Source organism: Rhizobium zaerense, assembly GCF_051810725.1.
Taxonomy (GTDB): Bacteria; Pseudomonadota; Alphaproteobacteria; order Rhizobiales; family Rhizobiaceae; genus Rhizobium; species Rhizobium leguminosarum_I.
Window position 1 is genome coordinate 3030539 of sequence record NZ_CM132690.1, and the last position, 15676, is coordinate 3046214.

Genomic DNA, 15676 nt, shown 5'->3' on the forward strand with positions numbered 1-15676 from the left:
AATCAAGGCCTCGCTTCTCCCGGCGAGGCCTTTTCTTTACGCAACAAAAAACCCGGCGTGAAGCCGGGTTTCTGTTTCAAAGGAGGTGACAGAATTACTGCGCCTTGGCTGCCTTCTGGGCGTCTTCCAGCTTCTTGCGGGCTTCTTCGGCCTTCTTCTGCATGCCTTCCTGGAGGCTGCGCTGGCTTTCAACGAGCTTGGATTCGGAAACCGGTTCGCCGTCATAAGCGCCGGTGAAGCCTTCAAGCGAAATCTTGATCGGGTTCGGGGCGCGGCGGAAGTTGATCGAGGTGAAGATCACGTCGCTGCCCTTCTTGAGGCTGGCGATCATCGCGTCGGTCAGCGGGATTTCAGCGGTGCACTTGTCCGGCAGGCAGACGGCGTAGTCGAGCTTCTGGCCTTTGCCGCCGTCGATCTGCATGAGGACGCCGGGAGGGACGAGGCGTGCCGTGGGAACCGAGACCTGCAGGAGCTTGCGGTTAATCTTGCCGGAAACCGAGATCAGGCCGACGGCCGTGACGAGCTGGCCGCCATTGGCGAGGATCAGGTTCTGGACAACACAGATGTCGTTGTCTTCCTGCTTGCTGCAGGTCTTGTACCAGCCGAGCTTCGGCGCTCCTGCGGCCTGTGCCGGGGCATCGGCCGGAGCCTGTGCCGCCGCATTCTGCGCGAAGGAGGAGACCGGAGCCGAAGCGCCGAACACCACTGCCAGAACGGACAGTGCTGCCCGCATTTTCTTTTCAGACTTGAACATCATAACGAATTCCGTCTCCTGATATCCGTTCGGGGCAACGTCTTGCCGCCCCAACCATCGGGTCGTTCGGCACTCCACCTCTTAAAAAAATAAGGCAAATGCATGACCCCTAAACTTCGGGTTCACCTGTTACATCGCAGCGTGCAAGATATCCAGCACTTCTTTGGCAATTTGACGCGCATTTCGTCGCGATGCCAAAGAAATCGCCGCTCCGTGTTGGAATCGGTCGACCCCATGATAATCTTGGCGGTGAATCATGCCCCGTTTTCACGGATCAAGGATTGCCGAATGCTCCGTATCGTCGTCCCCCTCGTCCTCTCGCTGCTGTGCGGCACGGTCGCCGCCGAGCCGCTGCACGGCATCGCGATGCACGGCGAGCCTGCCCTGCCGGCTGATTACAAGCACTTCCCTTACGTCAATCCCGACGTGAAAAAGGGTGGCAAGATCACCTATGGCGTGGTCGGCACCTTCGACAGCCTCAACCCGTTCATCCTGAAGAGCATGCGCACGACGGCGCGCGGCATGTGGGATCCGGACTATGGCAATCTCGTCTACGAATCGCTGATGCAGCGCTCCAGGGACGAGCCTTTCACCCTCTACGGCCTGCTTGCCGAGTCGGTCGAATGGGACGACGATCGGAGCTTCATTCAGTTCAACCTCAATCCGAAGGCGAGATGGGCCGATGGCCAGCCGGTGACGCCGGAAGACGTGATGTTCACCTTCGAGCTGATGCGCGACAAGGGCCGCGTGCCCTTCGCCAACCGCCTCAACGTCGTCGCCAAGATGGAGAAGGTCGGCGAGCACAGCGTGCGCTTCACCTTCAACGACAAGGCCGACCGCGAGACGCCGTTGATTTTCGGTCTGTTTCCGGTGCTGCCGAAACATGCGATCGATCCGGCAACCTTCGACCGTTCATCGCTGACGCCGCCGGTCGGGTCCGGTCCCTACAAGGTGAAGACGGTGAAGCCCGGCGAGAGCATCACCTATGAGCGCGACCCCAACTACTGGGGCAAGGACATTCCCGCCAAGGTCGGCACCGACAATTACGACCAGATCACCGTCCAGTATTTCCTGCAGGATACGACGCTGTTCGAGGCCTTCAAGAAGGGCGATGTCGACATCTATCCGGATGGCAATCCCGGCCATTGGGCCAATGCCTATAATTTCCCCGCCGCCACCTCGGGGGCCGTGGTCAAGGACGTGTTCACGCCGAAATTGCCGAGCGGCATGCTCGGCTTCGTGTTCAATACGCGCCGGCCGATCTTTGCCGATCTCAAGGTGCGCGAAGGCCTGTCGCTGGTGTTCGATTTCGAATGGGCGAACAAGAACCTCTATTCCGGCGCCTACAAGCGCACGCAGAGTTTCTGGCAGAATTCCGAGCTGTCGAGTTTTGGCGTCCCCGCCAATGCGGCCGAGCTTGCCCTGCTCGGGCCGATCAAGGACAAAATTGCCCCGGAGATTCTCGACGGCACCTACAAGCTGCCAGTCACCGACGGCTCCGGCCGCGACCGCAATGTGCTGAAACAGGGCGTCGAGCTGCTGAAACAGGGCGGCTATACGATTCAGGGCGGCAAGATGCTCGATGCCTCCGGCCGCCAGCTCGCCTTCGAGATCATGACGCAGAATGCCGACCAGGAGAAGCTCGCCGTCGCCTACCAGCGTTCGCTGCAGACGATCGGCATCGCCGCTTCGATCTGCACGGTCGATGATTTGCAGTATCAGAGCCGGACGAACAGCTTCGACTACGACATGATCATGAAGTCCTACACGTCGTCGCTATCGCCAGGAAACGAACAGCTCGGCCGTTGGTCTTCGGCCGCGAAGACCCGCGAGGGCAGCGACAGCTTCGCCGGCGCTGCCGACCCCGATCTCGATACGCTGATCGATCACCTGCTCCGGGCGCGCTCGGCCGAGGATTTCACCGCAGCGGTGCGCTCCTATGACCGGCTGCTGCTGTCCAGCCATTACGTGCTGCCGCTCTATCATATGGATCAGCAATGGGTGGCGCGCAGCAAACGCATCGGCCATCCCGACACGGTGCCACTCTATGGCTACCAGCTGCCGCTCTGGTGGGATACGAGCGCCCAATAAGAAGCAGCCGAACCGCCCGGCTTACATGTCTCCCTTGGAGACCCATAGAATAAGGAAAATCATCATGGAGCGTATCACCATCGACGTCGTCTCGGATGTCGTCTGCCCCTGGTGCTATCTCGGCAAGGCGCGGCTGGAACTCGCCATCGCCGAGGTGCAGGACCAAATCGGCGTCGACATCAACTGGCGGCCTTACCGGCTCAATCCCGACTATCCCAAGGAAGGCGTCGACCAGAAGAAGGCGCTGGCCGAGAAGCTCGGCGGCGAGGAGCGCGTGGCGCAAGCGCACAAGATGCTCAGCGATTATGGCCGCGAGGTCGGCATTGCCTTTAATTTCGAGGCGATCAAGATCGGCCCGAACACGCTCGATGCGCATCGACTGATCCACTGGGCGATGATCGAAGGCCGCGAGAAGCAGGACAAGGTCGTTGACGCGCTGTTCAAGGCGAATTTCGAGGAAGGCCGCAATGTCGGCGATCATGCGGTGCTGCTCGATATCGCCGAAAAATCAGGCCTCGACCGCTCAGTCATCGCCTCGCTGCTTGCCTCCGATGCCGACCGCGATCTGATCGTCGCCGAGATCAAGGCGGCCCAGGAGATGGGCGTCAACGGCGTGCCGTTCTTCATCTTCGACCAGCAATATGCCGTCAGCGGCGCCCAGACGCCTGATGTGCTCGCGAATGCATTGCGCGATATCGCCAAGGCGAAAGCCGAGGCGCGATCCGGCCTCAACTAGGACATCGGGTGGATTTTATGAGTCTAAATGGCGCACTAAACTCTTAGCAACGGTGCCGCTTGTCTCCATAGATGTGCAGACAGGGAGGCACTCCTTTATCTTGCCGTCCCTTTTGCGTGTTGCCAGATCGTATCGAACTCTTCTCTCGATATCACCTCTGGTTTGAACTCGGGGTCAGCCGCAATGATCTCCAAGGAAGGGAAAGGTTCGATACCCAGCCTAGTGCTGCCCGACATCTCATTGCGGTCTGCAAAGTCCTTCCTGCCATCGGCGTAGGCCTCGACCTTTCGAACCTCCCACATATCAGAGTCCAATTCGCTGTAGAGCAGCACGGGTGTATCCGGCGACGAGTGCACCACTTCACCTTAATATATTTCATTGTCGAGGCACCTTTCCGCTGCAATCAGCCCGGAACCGGAACACATCGCACCTCGGTCTTCACCGAATTGGCGATGAAGCATTCGTCGTGGGCGCGATGATGCAGGGCTTCGAGCTCGCTGAATGAAGGCTGCTTCTCGCCGATGAAGACGACATGCGGACGGAGCGTCACGACGGTCATGGCGAGGCGGCCGTCGGCGTTCTTTTCCATCACGCCTTCGGCGGCATCGGTGTAGCTGTCGACGCAAAAGCGCTGTTTGGCGGCGAGCGACAGGAACCAGAGCATGTGGCAGCTGGAGAGCGAGGCGACGAAAGCCTCTTCCGGATCGACGGCATCTTCGGCGGAATAGGGCAGCGGAACGACATGCGCGGAAGAGGATGCCCTCACCTCGATGCCACCGTCGAAACTCCAGCGGTGGGCGCGGCTGTAGCGGTTGTCGGTGAAGGTCTCGCCCTTGCGCTGCCAGGCGATCGTTGCGCCGTATGTCGCCATTCTCAATCTCCCTTTTCCACGCAGTTCCGGACGCTTTTACTCGAATTGCCCTATTTCGCGAGTTCGGCCAGTTGCGTCATGATGACCGCTGCCCCCTGCAGGCGTTTTTCCGGCGTCGGCAGGTCTCGGGTCAGGAACAGGCTGTGGTCGGGACGGATCTTCGCCATCGTGCCCTGTTTGCCGATATAACCGACGAGGTTGGCCGGATTGGGGAATTCCTTGTTGCGGAACTGCACGACGACACCCTTCGGGCCGGCATCGAGTTTTTCGACATTGGCGGTGCGGCAGAGCGACTTGATGTAGACGATCTTCAGCAGATGCTGGACTTCGATCGGCATCGGGCCGAAGCGGTCGATCATCTCGGCGCCGAAGCCGTCGATCTCCTTGAGCTCGGTGATTTCGCCGAGGCGGCGGTAGAGCGCCATGCGCAGGTGCAGATCGGGAACGTATCCTTCCGGGATCATTACCGTCGTGCCGACGGAGATCTGCGGCGACCAGCCGGTGTCGTGGATCTCGTCGACACCCTTGACCTCGGCGACCGCCTCTTCCAGCATCTGCTGGTAAAGCTCGAAACCGACCTCCTTGATGTGGCCGGACTGCTCCTCGCCAAGCAGGTTGCCGGCGCCGCGGATATCGAGGTCGTGGCTTGCCAACTGGAAGCCGGCACCGAGCGTATCCAGCGACTGCAGCACCTTCAACCGGCGTTCGGCGGTGGCCGTCAGCACCTTGTTGACCGGCAGGGTGAAGAGCGCGAAAGCGCGCACCTTCGAGCGGCCGACGCGGCCGCGCAGCTGATAGAGCTGGGCAAGGCCGAACATGTCGGCGCGGTGGACGATCAGCGTGTTGGCTGTAGGCACGTCGAGGCCGGATTCGACGATGGTTGTGGACAACAGCACGTCGTAGCGGCCTTCATAGAAGGCGTTCATGATGTCTTCGAGTTCGCCGGCCGGCATCTGGCCATGGGCGACGGCGACCTTCAGCTCCGGCACATCCGACTGCAGGAAGGCATGCACATCCTCGAGGTCGGCAAGCCTAGGGCAAACATAGAAGCTCTGGCCGCCGCGATAATGCTCGCGCATCAGCGTCTCGCGGATGACCAGGCTGTCGAAGGGCGAGATGAAGGTGCGCACCGCCATGCGGTCGACCGGCGGTGTGGTGATCAGCGACAGTTCGCGCACGCCGGTCATGGCAAGCTGCAGCGTGCGCGGGATCGGCGTTGCCGACAGCGTCAGCACGTGCACGTCGCTCTTCAGCTCCTTCAGCCGCTCCTTGTGCTTGACGCCGAAATGCTGCTCCTCGTCGATGACGAGCAGGCCGAGGTTGGCGAATTTAATGCCGGCGCCGAGCAGCGCATGGGTGCCGACGACGATATCGGTCTTGCCTTCCGCCACCTCCTTCTTGGTCAGCGCCAGCTCCTTGGCGCCGACGAGGCGCGAGGCCTGCTGGATGCGCACCGGCAGACCGCGGAAACGATCGGAAAAGGTTTTGAAATGCTGGCGGGACAGCAGCGTCGTCGGCACGACGATGGCGACCTGGGCGCCGTTCATCGCTGCGACGAAGGCGGCGCGCAACGCCACTTCGGTCTTGCCGAAGCCGACGTCGCCGCAGACGAGGCGATCCATCGGCCGGCCGGCGCCGAGATCGGAGCGCACCGCCTCGATGGCGTTTTCCTGGTCCTCGGTCTCGTCATAGGGGAAGCGGGCGGCGAATTCGTCGTAAAGGCCTTCCGGCGTCGTCAGCATCGGCGCATGGCGCGTCAGGCGCTCGGCGGCGATGCGGATCAGCGCATCGGCCATATCGAGCAGGCGCTTCTTGAGCTTGGCCTTGCGCATCTGCCAGGCGCCGCCGCCGAGCTTGTCGAGCTGGGCTTCGGTGCCCTCGCCGCCGTAACGGGAGAGAAGATCGATGTTTTCGACCGGCAGGAAGAGCTTGGCCTCGTCGGCATACTGCAGCTCGAGGCAGGCATGCGGCGCGCCTGCGGCCTCGATGGTCCTGAGCCCGATGAAGCGGCCGATACCATGTTCGGCATGGACGACGATCGAGCCTTCGTCGAGGCCCGCGACTTCCGAGATGAAATCGGCGGCGCGCTTGCGGCGCTTGGAGCGGCGCACCATGCGGTCGCCTAATATATCCTGCTCGCCGATGACGACGAGGTCGCCGGCCTCGAAGCCGGCTTCGAGGCTGAGCACGGCAGCAGCCGCCTCACCTCTCGCCAGCGAGCCGACATCCTTCAGCGCCTCGATCGACTTGACCTTTTCCAGGCCATGTTCGTTCAGCACCTGCAGCAGGCGTTCCAGCGAGCCTTCGGTCCAGGCGGTGACGAGCACTTTCGCGCCGGCGGCGCGGCGATCGGCAATATGCTTGACGACGACGTCGAAGATATTGATGCGTTCGGCATCGCCGCCGCCTTCGGCATTCGAACGAGCCCAGCGCTGGCCCTGGCGGGCGTCGATGTTGACGACCCGCCGCGCCTCGCCCTCGTGCTCGTTAAAGGGGCTGATGCGGATCGCGCCGAGCGCATCGAGGGTTTTGACGAAAAGCTTGCTGTCGAGATAGAGCTGGCCCGGCGTCACCGGCTTGTAAGGCGTGCCCTGCGTCATCCCCTTGACCGGCTGGCCGGAATTCAGGCGGGCGTCGTAATAGTCAAAAACGAGCTTGGAGCGCTCTTCGGCTGCTTCGCGGACCGTATGATCGATGACGAACCGGAAGCCGCTCAAATAATCAAAGACGGTATCGAGCTTCTCGTAGAAAAGCGGCAGCCAGTGCTCCATGCCGGGGTAACGGCGGCCTTCGGAGACGGCGAGATACAGCGCGTCGTCACGCGTGGTCGCACCGAAAGCAGAGAGGTAATTCTTGCGAAAACGGCTGATCGTATCCGGGGTCAGCGTCACCTCGCTCATCGGGTTGAGATCGAGGGAGCGCACCTGCCCGATCGTGCGCTGGCTGGCCGGATCGAAGCTGCGGATGCTTTCCAGCGTGTCGCCGAAGAAATCGAGGCGGACCGGCTCTTCGGAACCCGGCACGAAGACGTCGAGAATGCCGCCGCGCACGGCATATTCGCCGACTTCGCGAACGGTGGCGACCCGCTCGAAGCCGTTGCGCTCCAGGCGGCCGGCGAGATCGTCCATGCGCAGCTGGTTACCGGGTCGGGCCGAAAAACTCAGGCTTTCGATGACATCCTGCGGCGCCACCTTCTGCAGCATGGCATTGGCGGTGACGAGCACGATTGCCGCATGCGGCTTCTTGCGATGGGCGATGAGGCCGCCGAGTGCGGCCAGCCGGCGAGCCGAGGTATCGGCGCTCGGCGAGACGCGGTCATATGGCAGACAGTCCCAGGCCGGCAAGGTGAGAACCGGAATGTCGGGGGCGACGAAGCCCAGCATCTGTTCGAGATCGGCCATGCGGTGGCCGTCGGACATGACATAGGCGACCGGCTCTCCCGTTCGCGCGAGCTCGGCGAGCAGCAGCGTTTCAAGGCCTGCCGGCACATTGCCGATCGTCAGCGGCTCGGCAATGGCCGCAAGCTTCTTCGCATCGAAACCAGGGATCATTCCGGCGTCCTGAGGGGCTTGTCAAAATCGGGCTTGTAGGCGGCGATGCGGGCAAACATCGGGGTCTGGAAACGCTCAGGCACCGGCCATGTTCCCATGATCCAGCGGACGAGATCATTGTCCTCTTCCGCCATGATCGTCTCGAACTCGTCGAGCTCGGCTTCCGACAGTCTGGCGACCTCGGCTTCGGCGAATTGGCCGAAGACCAGATCCATCTCGCGGATGCCGCGATGCCAGCAGCGGAAAAGGATCCGGCGGCGGCGCGGGTCGAGACCGGCACTGGTGAGCGTGACACCTGTCATGGCATTACCTTCCTGTTGATGCGCCTCTATAGACCCTGGAAAGCGGCTTGTCAGCCTTGCCAAGGCCGCATTGTTCATCGCATTTTGGCCGCATGCGCCCCGCCATTCTCGATCCGCTGTTCTCCCCTATTTCGGGCCTTCCGGGCGTCGGACCGAAGATCGCCGACCTGCTGGTCAAGCTGCTCGGGCGCGAGACGCTGGAGGATTGCCGGGTCATCGATCTGCTTTTCCACGCGCCCTTCTCGCTGATCGACCGGCGCAACCAGCCGGGCATCGCCCGCGCGCCACAGGGTGCGATCGTAACGATCACGGCGCGCGTCGACCGGCACCAAGTGCCGCCGCGCGGCAAAAGCAATATCCCTTACCGCGTCTTCCTGCATGATGAGACCGGCGAGCTGACGCTGGTGTTTTTCCGCGGACAGGCGGCCTGGCTGGAAAAGCAGCTGCCCGTTGACGCGGAGGTGACCGTCAGCGGCAAGATCGACTGGTTCAACGGCCGCGCCTCGATGGTGCATCCCGACTATATCGTCAGGGCCGACGAGACGGAGAGCCTGCCGCTGGTCGAGCCGATCTATCCGCTGACGGCAGGACTTTCACCGAAGACGCTGCGCAAGATCATCGACGCCGGCCTGCCGCGTTTTCCCGAGCTGCCGGAATGGATCGACCTGGCGTTGACAGAGAAACAGGGCCTGCCGTCGATCCGCGACAGCTTCCACATGCTGCACGAGCCGCGCGATCCCACCGATATCGACCCGCAGGCCCCTGCCCGGCGGCGGCTTGCCTATGACGAATTCCTCGCCGGCCAGCTGTCGCTGAGCCTGGTGCGGCAGAGGCTGCGCAAGGTGGCGGGCCAGCCGGTGCATGCCACCGGCGCCATCAGCAGCAAGATCCTGAAGACTTTGCCCTTCTCGCTCACATCAAGCCAGAACGAGGCAATCACCGAGGTTTTGAAGGATATGGCCGGCAACGAGCGCATGCTGCGGCTGCTGCAGGGCGATGTCGGTTCCGGCAAGACGCTGGTGGCGCTGATGGCGATGGCAGCGGTGATCGAGAGCGGCGGCCAGGCCGTGCTGATGGCGCCGACCGAAATCCTGGCGCGGCAACATCACGCGACGATCTCGAAATTCACCGCAGGCGCCGGGCTCGGCATCGAGGTGCTGACCGGGCGCACCAAGGGACGCGAAAGGGAGGAAATCCTGGAGCGCATCGGCTCGGGTGCTGCCCAGATCATCATCGGCACGCATGCGCTGTTCCAGGATAGCGTCGCCTACGCCAATCTGATGCTTGCCGTCGTCGACGAGCAGCACCGTTTCGGCGTGCATCAGCGCCTGCGGCTGACCGCCAAGGGCCTCTCGCCGCACATGCTTGTCATGACGGCGACGCCGATCCCGCGCACGCTGGTGCTCGCCGCCTTCGGCGACATGGACGTCTCCAAGCTCACCGAAAAACCGGCCGGTCGCAAGCCGATCCAGACGATCACCGTGCCGATGGAGCGGACCGGCGAAATCGTCGGGCGGCTGCAAAGCGCGATTGCCGAGGGCAAGAAGGCCTACTGGATCTGCCCGCTGGTCGAAGAATCCGAAGAGCTCGACCTGATGTCGGCCGAGGAGCGGCATGCGACGCTGGTCTCAGCGCTTGGCCCTGATGTCGGCCTGATCCACGGCCGCATGAGCGGACCGGAGAAGGACGCGGCGATGATGGCGTTCAAGAACGGCGAGACCCGGCTGCTCGTCGCCACCACCGTCGTCGAGGTCGGTGTCGACGTGCCGGATGCGACGATCATGGTGATCGAACATGCCGAACGCTTCGGCCTGGCGCAATTGCATCAGCTGCGCGGCCGCGTCGGGCGCGGCGACGAGGCCTCAACCTGCATCCTGCTCTACAAGGGACCGCTCGGCGAGACCGGCCATGCCAGGCTTTCGATCATGCGGGAGACGGAGGACGGCTTCCGCATTGCCGAGGAGGACCTGAAGCTGCGCGGTGAAGGCGAATTGCTCGGCACAAGGCAATCCGGCACGCCGGGTTTCCGCATCGCCAGCCTGGAGGCGCATGCCGACCTGCTGGAGATTGCCCGCAAGGATGCGGCTTACCTCGTCGAGCGCGATCCGGAATTGACCACCGAGAGAGGCACGGCGATCCGCACCCTGCTCTATCTTTTCCGCCGCGACGAGGCGATCCGTTTTCTTAGAGCGGGATAAAGCGCGCCGCGGCGCGCTTTAAGTCTTCCTTCCATGCATGTTGTTATCCCAAAACCGCTGAACACTTTTGGGCGACATGCATCATTCGGCCTTGGAAACCGCCACCGGCTTCGGCCGCGGCAAGTGCTTCTGCTTCGGCTCTGGCTGGGGGATTTCAGGAGCCACGAGACCGCCCGAAATCAGGAACTTGGCGGCATCCTCCGGCGACATGTCGAGCACCACGATCTTCTCACGCGGTACGAAGACGAGGAAACCAGCCGTCGGCACCGGCGTTGGCGGCAGGAAGACCGCGACCATATCCTGGCTCATCGCATTGAACTTCGAAGCGATTTCGCCTTTGGCGTCGGTGGCGACGAAAACCAGCGCCCAGAGACCGGGACTTGGATATTCGATGAGCCCGACTTTCTTGAAGGAGTTCGACTGCTCCTTCAACACGGTTTCGAAAATCTGCTTCACGCTTCTGTAGATCGTCCGTACGAGCGGCATGCGCTGGACGACGGATTCGCCGAAACCGACGATGCTCTGGCCGATGAGGTTCTTGCCGAGAAAGCCGACGACGGTGATCAGGATAACGGCTGTCAGCAGGCCGAAACCGGGAATAGCGAAATTGAGATAGCTTTCCGGATTCCAACGTGCCGGAATATAGGGCCGGACCCAACTGTCCGACCAATGGATGAAGGTCCAGGTCAGCCAGATAGTGATCGCGATCGGGGCGCAGATGATCAAACCTGCGAGAAAATTATTCCTCAGCCGGGTCGCGACCGGCATTCTGGGGGCGTTGTCGGCCATCGTTTCCAGATGAACTCCATCTCAGTCCTGGACGGGCCGGAACGCCGGCCCTTCCCCCTTGTCCGCAGACCAAAACTGCCAGAATTCTGGGCGTCGCACAATATGTTTCGGCGGCACGGTCGCTGCGTTACAGGCTTATTCCACAGTCACCGATTTCGCCAGGTTGCGCGGCTGATCGACATCGGTGCCCATGAAGACAGCGGTGTGATAGGCGAGCAGCTGGATCGGCAGCGAGAAGATCATCGGCGCGATGATTTCGTCGACCACAGGCAGGGCGATCGTCGCCATCGTCGGCAGTTTCGAGGCAGCCGCACCGGCCTCGTCGGTGATGAAGATGATGCGGCCGCCGCGGGCTGCGACCTCCTGCATATTCGAGACGGTCTTTTCGAAGAAACGGTCGTAGGGGGCAATAACGATGACGGGCATGTTCTCGTCGATCAGCGCGATCGGTCCATGCTTCAATTCGCCGGCGGCATAACCTTCGGCGTGGATATAGGAAATTTCCTTGAGCTTCAGCGCGCCTTCCATGGCGAGCGGGAAACTGGTGCCGCGGCCGAGATAGAGCACGTCCTTGCACTTCGACAGCTCACGCGACAGACTTTCCATCTGCGGCTGGATCAGGTTCAGCACCCGGCTCATGATGCGCGGCATTTCGGCGAGATGGCGCACCAGCGCCCTCTCCTCCTCGGCACTCACCGTGCCGCGCGCCTTGCCGGCGCCGATCGCCAGCGCTGCCAGCACGGCAAGCTGGCAGGTGAATGCCTTGGTCGAGGCGACGCCGATTTCGGGGCCGGCCATGATCGGGAAGACGGCGTCGGATTCACGCGCGATCGTCGATTTGCGGACATTGACGACGGCGCCGATCTTCAAGCCGTTCTCGCGGCAATAGCGCAAGCATGCCAGCGTATCGGCGGTCTCGCCGGACTGCGAGATGAAGAGCGCAGCCTGCGACGGCGACAGCGGCATTTCGCGGTAGCGGAATTCGGAAGCGACGTCGATCTCGACCGGCAGGCGGGCATAACGCTCGAACCAGTATTTGCCGACGAGGCCGGCGAGATAGGCAGTACCGCAGGCAGAGATGGCAAGGCCGGTCGCCGCCTTGAAGTCGATCCCGGCGGCGTTGGCGCCGATGGTGTTCTCGGCGAAATCGACATAGTGACTGAGCGCGTGAGAGATCACCTCCGGCTGCTCGTAGATTTCCTTTTCCATGAAGTGGCGGTGGTTGCCCTTGTCGACAACATAGGCGGTCGCCTGCGAGGTCTGCCGGGCGCGCTTGACCGGCTTGCCGGCAAAATCGAGCACCGAGACACCATCCCGGGTGAGGACAGCGCAATCGCCGTCGACCAGATAGGTGATCTCGTTGGTGAAGGGCGAGAGCGCGATCGCATCCGAGCCGAGGAACATCTCGCCGCGGCCATAGCCGACGGCAAGCGGCGGGCCGGAACGGGCGGCCATGATCGTGCCGGGATCGGCCTTGAGCATGATGGCCAATGCATAGGCGCCGGTTACCCGGTTCAGCATCTTCAGCATGGCGGCGCGCGGCTCCAGGCCTTCGCGCAGGTATTTCGCCATCAGATGGGCGACCACTTCGGTATCGGTCTGGGTTTCGAAGACCGAGCCCTCTTCCGTCAGTTCGTCGCGAAGCTCGGAGAAGTTCTCGATGATGCCGTTATGGACGACCGCGACGCCCTCGACGAAATGCGGATGGGCATTGGTCTCGTTCGGAACGCCATGGGTCGCCCAGCGCGTGTGGGCGATGCCGACGGTGCCGGGCAGCGGTTCGCTGTCGAGGCGCTTTTCCAGATTGAACAGCTTGCCCTCGGCGCGGCGGCGATCCATCACGCCGTCATGGATGGTGGCGACACCGGCGGAATCGTAACCACGATATTCGAGACGCTTCAGCGCATCGACCAGGCGCCCGGCAACAGGCGCAGTTCCGACGATCCCCACAATGCCGCACATATAGTATCCCCATGAAGGCTTCGATGACGAGGCCAGTCCTAACGATTCCTGCTTATTTCTCAATCACCTCGGCGGTCACTTTCAATTTCCGCCGGTTACGCAAGGCCGGTCAGGCTTTCGCCTTCTTCGCCGCCTTGGTGGCAAGCGCACGCTCGCGCAGCAGCGTCGCACGGCCGGGCTTGATCTCCTGCCGAGCGCGGCCGAGCGCCAGCGCGTCGGCCGGAACATCGACGGTGATGACGCTGCCGGAGGCGATATAGGCGCCGTCGCCGATCGTCACCGGCGCGACCAGCGAGGAATTGGAACCGATGAAGGCGTTTTCGCCGATCACCGTCTCGCTCTTGTTGACGCCGTCATAATTGCAGGTGATCGTGCCGGCGCCGATATTGCTGCCGGCGCCGATGTCGGCATCGCCGATATAAGTCAGGTGGTTGACCTTGGCGCCCTCGCCCAGCCGGCCGTTCTTGACCTCGCAGAAATTGCCGACTTTGGCGCCGCTGGCGAGATCGGCGCCCGGCCGCAGCCGCGCGAAGGGACCGACAGTCGCGCCCTGGCTGACATGGGCGCCTTCGATATGCGAGAAGGCGTGAATGACGGCGCCGCTGTCGATCACAGCACCCGGACCGAAGACGACATTCGGCTCGATCAGCGTGTCCTGGCCGATGACGGTATCGTAGGAGAGAAACACCGTTTCCGGTGCGATCATGGTGACGCCTGAAAGCATCATCTGGTGGCGGCGGCGCTCCTGCCAGAAGCGCTCGATGACGGCGAGTTCGGCCCGGGTGTTGCAGCCGGTCATCTCGATCTCAGGCGCATCGACCGCGGTGACGCGTCCGCCGAGCGAACGAGCGATCTCGACGAGGTCGGTCAGATAGAATTCACCCTTGGCGTTAGCGTTGCCGATGCGCGAGAGAAGATCGAGCGCCTTGCTACCGCTAATCGCCATCAGCCCGCTGTTGCACCATGTGACGGTGCGCTCGGCATCGGTCGCGTCTTTTTCCTCGCGGATGGCAATGAGTTCGCCGTCCTTGACGAGCACGCGGCCGTAGCCGCTCGGCCGGTCGGTGTGGAAACCGATGACGACGACATCGCTGCCATCGGCAAGGGCCTGGCGGGCGGCCTTCAGCGGTGCGTCGGTCTGCAGCGGCACGTCGCCATAGGTGACGAGGATATCGTCATAGCCCTTGGCAATCGCTTGGCGCGCCGCCAGCACCGCGTGGCCGGTGCCGAGGCGTTCCTTCTGCAGGTAGGATTCGATGCTGATGCCGGCGACGCTTGCCGCCTTTGCCACGTCCTCGGCGTCACGGCCGACGACAAGGGCAACGGACGAGATGCCGGCAGAGGCGACTGCCTCGACCACGTGGGCGATCATCGGCCGTCCGGCGACCGGATGCAGCACCTTCGATTTCGAGGATTTCATCCGCGTGCTGTCACCGGCGGCAAGGATGACGGCAAGACAAGTGCGTTCCATGATTTGCTCCGCGAATCCGCGCCACGAGGCGGCTTTATCGCCTCATACTGCATAATTCCCTAAATCGGAATCGATTTAAGGATAAATTATGCAGCCATTCGAAGCGCTGCAGCGTCCTTTGCGCCTCTCGAAAAGATGCGCGGCGCTGCAGACAAGAACAGCCTTCACAAAGGTGAAATTGCGCTCGAAATCGACCCTGTGACGGGCTCGGAGCCGCGGGCCGCGAAGGCTTCATGCACATGATGGCGGCCGTCCAGGATGACGTCCTCCATCGCGCGGCGCGCAGCACTGCTATCGCCGGACACGATCGCATCGACGATGCGCATATGGGTGTCGGCGATATTGGCGAAGCCGTTTTCGGTTGGCGGCGTGCTCATCCGGAACATGCCGACGAGGGCTGCTTCAATGAGGCTGCCCAGTGTCCGCATGAAGGGATTATGCGAGGCTTCGGCGATCGCCAGGTGAAAACGAAGGTCGGCGAGTGCCAGGCTGTCGGCCGTATGACCAGCCGCCGCCATCTCGAGCGCCAGCCCGCGCAGCATCTCGATATCCTCGGCATTCGCCCGCTCGGCGACGAGCCCGGCGGCGAAGGGTTCGAATGCGAGACGAATATCGTAGAGCTGCAGCAGAAACTCTTCCGTCACGCCGTTGTCGAAGTGCCAGGCGATGATCTCGCTGTCGAACATGTTCCAGAGGTTCTTCTCGGTCACACGCGTGCCGACCCGCGCCTTGGCGACGACCATGCCCTTGGCGGCAAGCGTCTTCATCGTCTCACGCAAGACGGTGCGGGACACTTTGAAACGCTGCGCCAGTTCCGTATCGCCCGGCAGGATCGAGCCAACGGGATAGGTGCCGGCGACGATCGCCTTGCCGAGTTCGTCGACGACCTGGGCGTGGCTCGTCCGGGTTCTGCGCCCCGTCTTGCGTGTCTCGTCCAATTTGTAGCGCAAG

The 15676-nt window shown here is 62.4% G+C and carries 12 protein-coding genes; 3 read left to right on the forward strand and 9 right to left on the reverse strand.

The window, feature by feature from the left end:
- Window positions 1-94 precede the first annotated feature (94 nt).
- Complete coding sequence (locus tag ACS4RR_RS14680; RefSeq protein WP_222383945.1) at window positions 95-757, reverse strand: invasion associated locus B family protein; 663 nt, start codon at window positions 755-757, stop codon at window positions 95-97.
- A 285-nt stretch (window positions 758-1042) separates the two neighbouring features.
- On the opposite strand from ACS4RR_RS14680, the gene ACS4RR_RS14685 reads away from it, so the two are divergent.
- On the forward strand, window positions 1043-2845 hold the full coding sequence (locus ACS4RR_RS14685; RefSeq protein WP_456188955.1) for an extracellular solute-binding protein: 1803 nt from the start codon (window positions 1043-1045) through the stop codon (window positions 2843-2845).
- Between the two features lie 64 nt (window positions 2846-2909).
- Window positions 2910-3581: a DsbA family oxidoreductase gene (locus ACS4RR_RS14690; RefSeq protein WP_162118611.1), complete on the forward strand. Its 672-nt coding sequence runs from the start codon at window positions 2910-2912 to the stop codon at window positions 3579-3581.
- 95 nt (window positions 3582-3676) lie between these two features.
- Here the strand turns inward: ACS4RR_RS14690 and ACS4RR_RS14695 are convergent, their stop codons facing one another.
- The 4 genes from ACS4RR_RS14695 to ACS4RR_RS14710 form a co-directional block, all read right to left on the reverse strand.
- The gene (locus ACS4RR_RS14695) at window positions 3677-3913 is read right to left on the reverse strand and encodes a DUF6881 domain-containing protein (RefSeq protein WP_456188956.1); all 237 of its coding nucleotides are present in this window, start codon (window positions 3911-3913) and stop codon (window positions 3677-3679) included.
- Between the two features lie 71 nt (window positions 3914-3984).
- Entirely contained in the window at window positions 3985-4452 is a 468-nt protein-coding gene (locus ACS4RR_RS14700; protein WP_456188957.1) for an OsmC family protein, read from the reverse strand.
- A gap of 50 nt (window positions 4453-4502) precedes the next feature.
- Entirely contained in the window at window positions 4503-8003 is a 3501-nt protein-coding gene (gene mfd, locus ACS4RR_RS14705; RefSeq protein WP_456188958.1) for a transcription-repair coupling factor, read from the reverse strand.
- Window positions 8000-8305, reverse strand: coding sequence for an FAD assembly factor SdhE (locus tag ACS4RR_RS14710; protein ID WP_012757428.1), 306 nt, complete (start codon window positions 8303-8305; stop codon window positions 8000-8002). Before ACS4RR_RS14710 ends, mfd begins: the two co-directional genes overlap by 4 nt.
- Before the next feature lie 92 nt (window positions 8306-8397).
- Between ACS4RR_RS14710 and recG the strand changes: the two genes are divergently transcribed.
- Complete coding sequence (gene recG / locus ACS4RR_RS14715; protein ID WP_456188959.1) at window positions 8398-10503, forward strand: ATP-dependent DNA helicase RecG; 2106 nt, start codon at window positions 8398-8400, stop codon at window positions 10501-10503.
- Window positions 10504-10584: 81 nt separating this feature from the next.
- Here the strand turns inward: recG and ACS4RR_RS14720 are convergent, their stop codons facing one another.
- The 4 genes from ACS4RR_RS14720 to ACS4RR_RS14735 form a co-directional block, all read right to left on the reverse strand.
- The gene (locus ACS4RR_RS14720; RefSeq protein ID WP_456188960.1) at window positions 10585-11292 is read right to left on the reverse strand and encodes a DUF502 domain-containing protein; all 708 of its coding nucleotides are present in this window, start codon (window positions 11290-11292) and stop codon (window positions 10585-10587) included.
- 135 nt (window positions 11293-11427) lie between these two features.
- Window positions 11428-13254 (reverse strand): glutamine--fructose-6-phosphate transaminase (isomerizing), encoded by a 1827-nt coding sequence (gene glmS / locus ACS4RR_RS14725; protein ID WP_456188961.1) that lies wholly within the window; start codon window positions 13252-13254, stop codon window positions 11428-11430.
- 109 nt (window positions 13255-13363) lie between these two features.
- Window positions 13364-14725: a bifunctional UDP-N-acetylglucosamine diphosphorylase/glucosamine-1-phosphate N-acetyltransferase GlmU gene (gene glmU, locus ACS4RR_RS14730; RefSeq protein WP_456188962.1), complete on the reverse strand. Its 1362-nt coding sequence runs from the start codon at window positions 14723-14725 to the stop codon at window positions 13364-13366.
- Between the two features lie 164 nt (window positions 14726-14889).
- Window positions 14890-15675: a FadR/GntR family transcriptional regulator gene (locus ACS4RR_RS14735; RefSeq protein WP_170258081.1), complete on the reverse strand. Its 786-nt coding sequence runs from the start codon at window positions 15673-15675 to the stop codon at window positions 14890-14892.
- Between the last annotated feature and the right edge of the window lies 1 nt (window position 15676).

What these genes read in the sequence shown, in the direction of transcription:
- recG (WP_456188959.1), top strand. Translation starts at nt 8,398, where the DNA reads ATGCGCCCCGCCATTCTCGATCCGCTGTTCTCCCCTATTTCGGGCCTT.
- ACS4RR_RS14690 (WP_162118611.1), top strand. Translation starts at nt 2,910, where the DNA reads ATGGAGCGTATCACCATCGACGTCGTCTCGGATGTCGTCTGCCCCTGG.
- glmS (WP_456188961.1), bottom strand. Translation starts at nt 13,254, where the DNA reads ATGTGCGGCATTGTGGGGATCGTCGGAACTGCGCCTGTTGCCGGGCGC.
- ACS4RR_RS14680 (WP_222383945.1), bottom strand. Translation starts at nt 757, where the DNA reads ATGATGTTCAAGTCTGAAAAGAAAATGCGGGCAGCACTGTCCGTTCTG.
- ACS4RR_RS14720 (WP_456188960.1), bottom strand. Translation starts at nt 11,292, where the DNA reads ATGGCCGACAACGCCCCCAGAATGCCGGTCGCGACCCGGCTGAGGAAT.
- ACS4RR_RS14685 (WP_456188955.1), top strand. Translation starts at nt 1,043, where the DNA reads ATGCTCCGTATCGTCGTCCCCCTCGTCCTCTCGCTGCTGTGCGGCACG.
- ACS4RR_RS14710 (WP_012757428.1), bottom strand. Translation starts at nt 8,305, where the DNA reads ATGACAGGTGTCACGCTCACCAGTGCCGGTCTCGACCCGCGCCGCCGC.
- ACS4RR_RS14700 (WP_456188957.1), bottom strand. Translation starts at nt 4,452, where the DNA reads ATGGCGACATACGGCGCAACGATCGCCTGGCAGCGCAAGGGCGAGACC.
- glmU (WP_456188962.1), bottom strand. Translation starts at nt 14,725, where the DNA reads ATGGAACGCACTTGTCTTGCCGTCATCCTTGCCGCCGGTGACAGCACG.
- mfd (WP_456188958.1), bottom strand. Translation starts at nt 8,003, where the DNA reads ATGATCCCTGGTTTCGATGCGAAGAAGCTTGCGGCCATTGCCGAGCCG.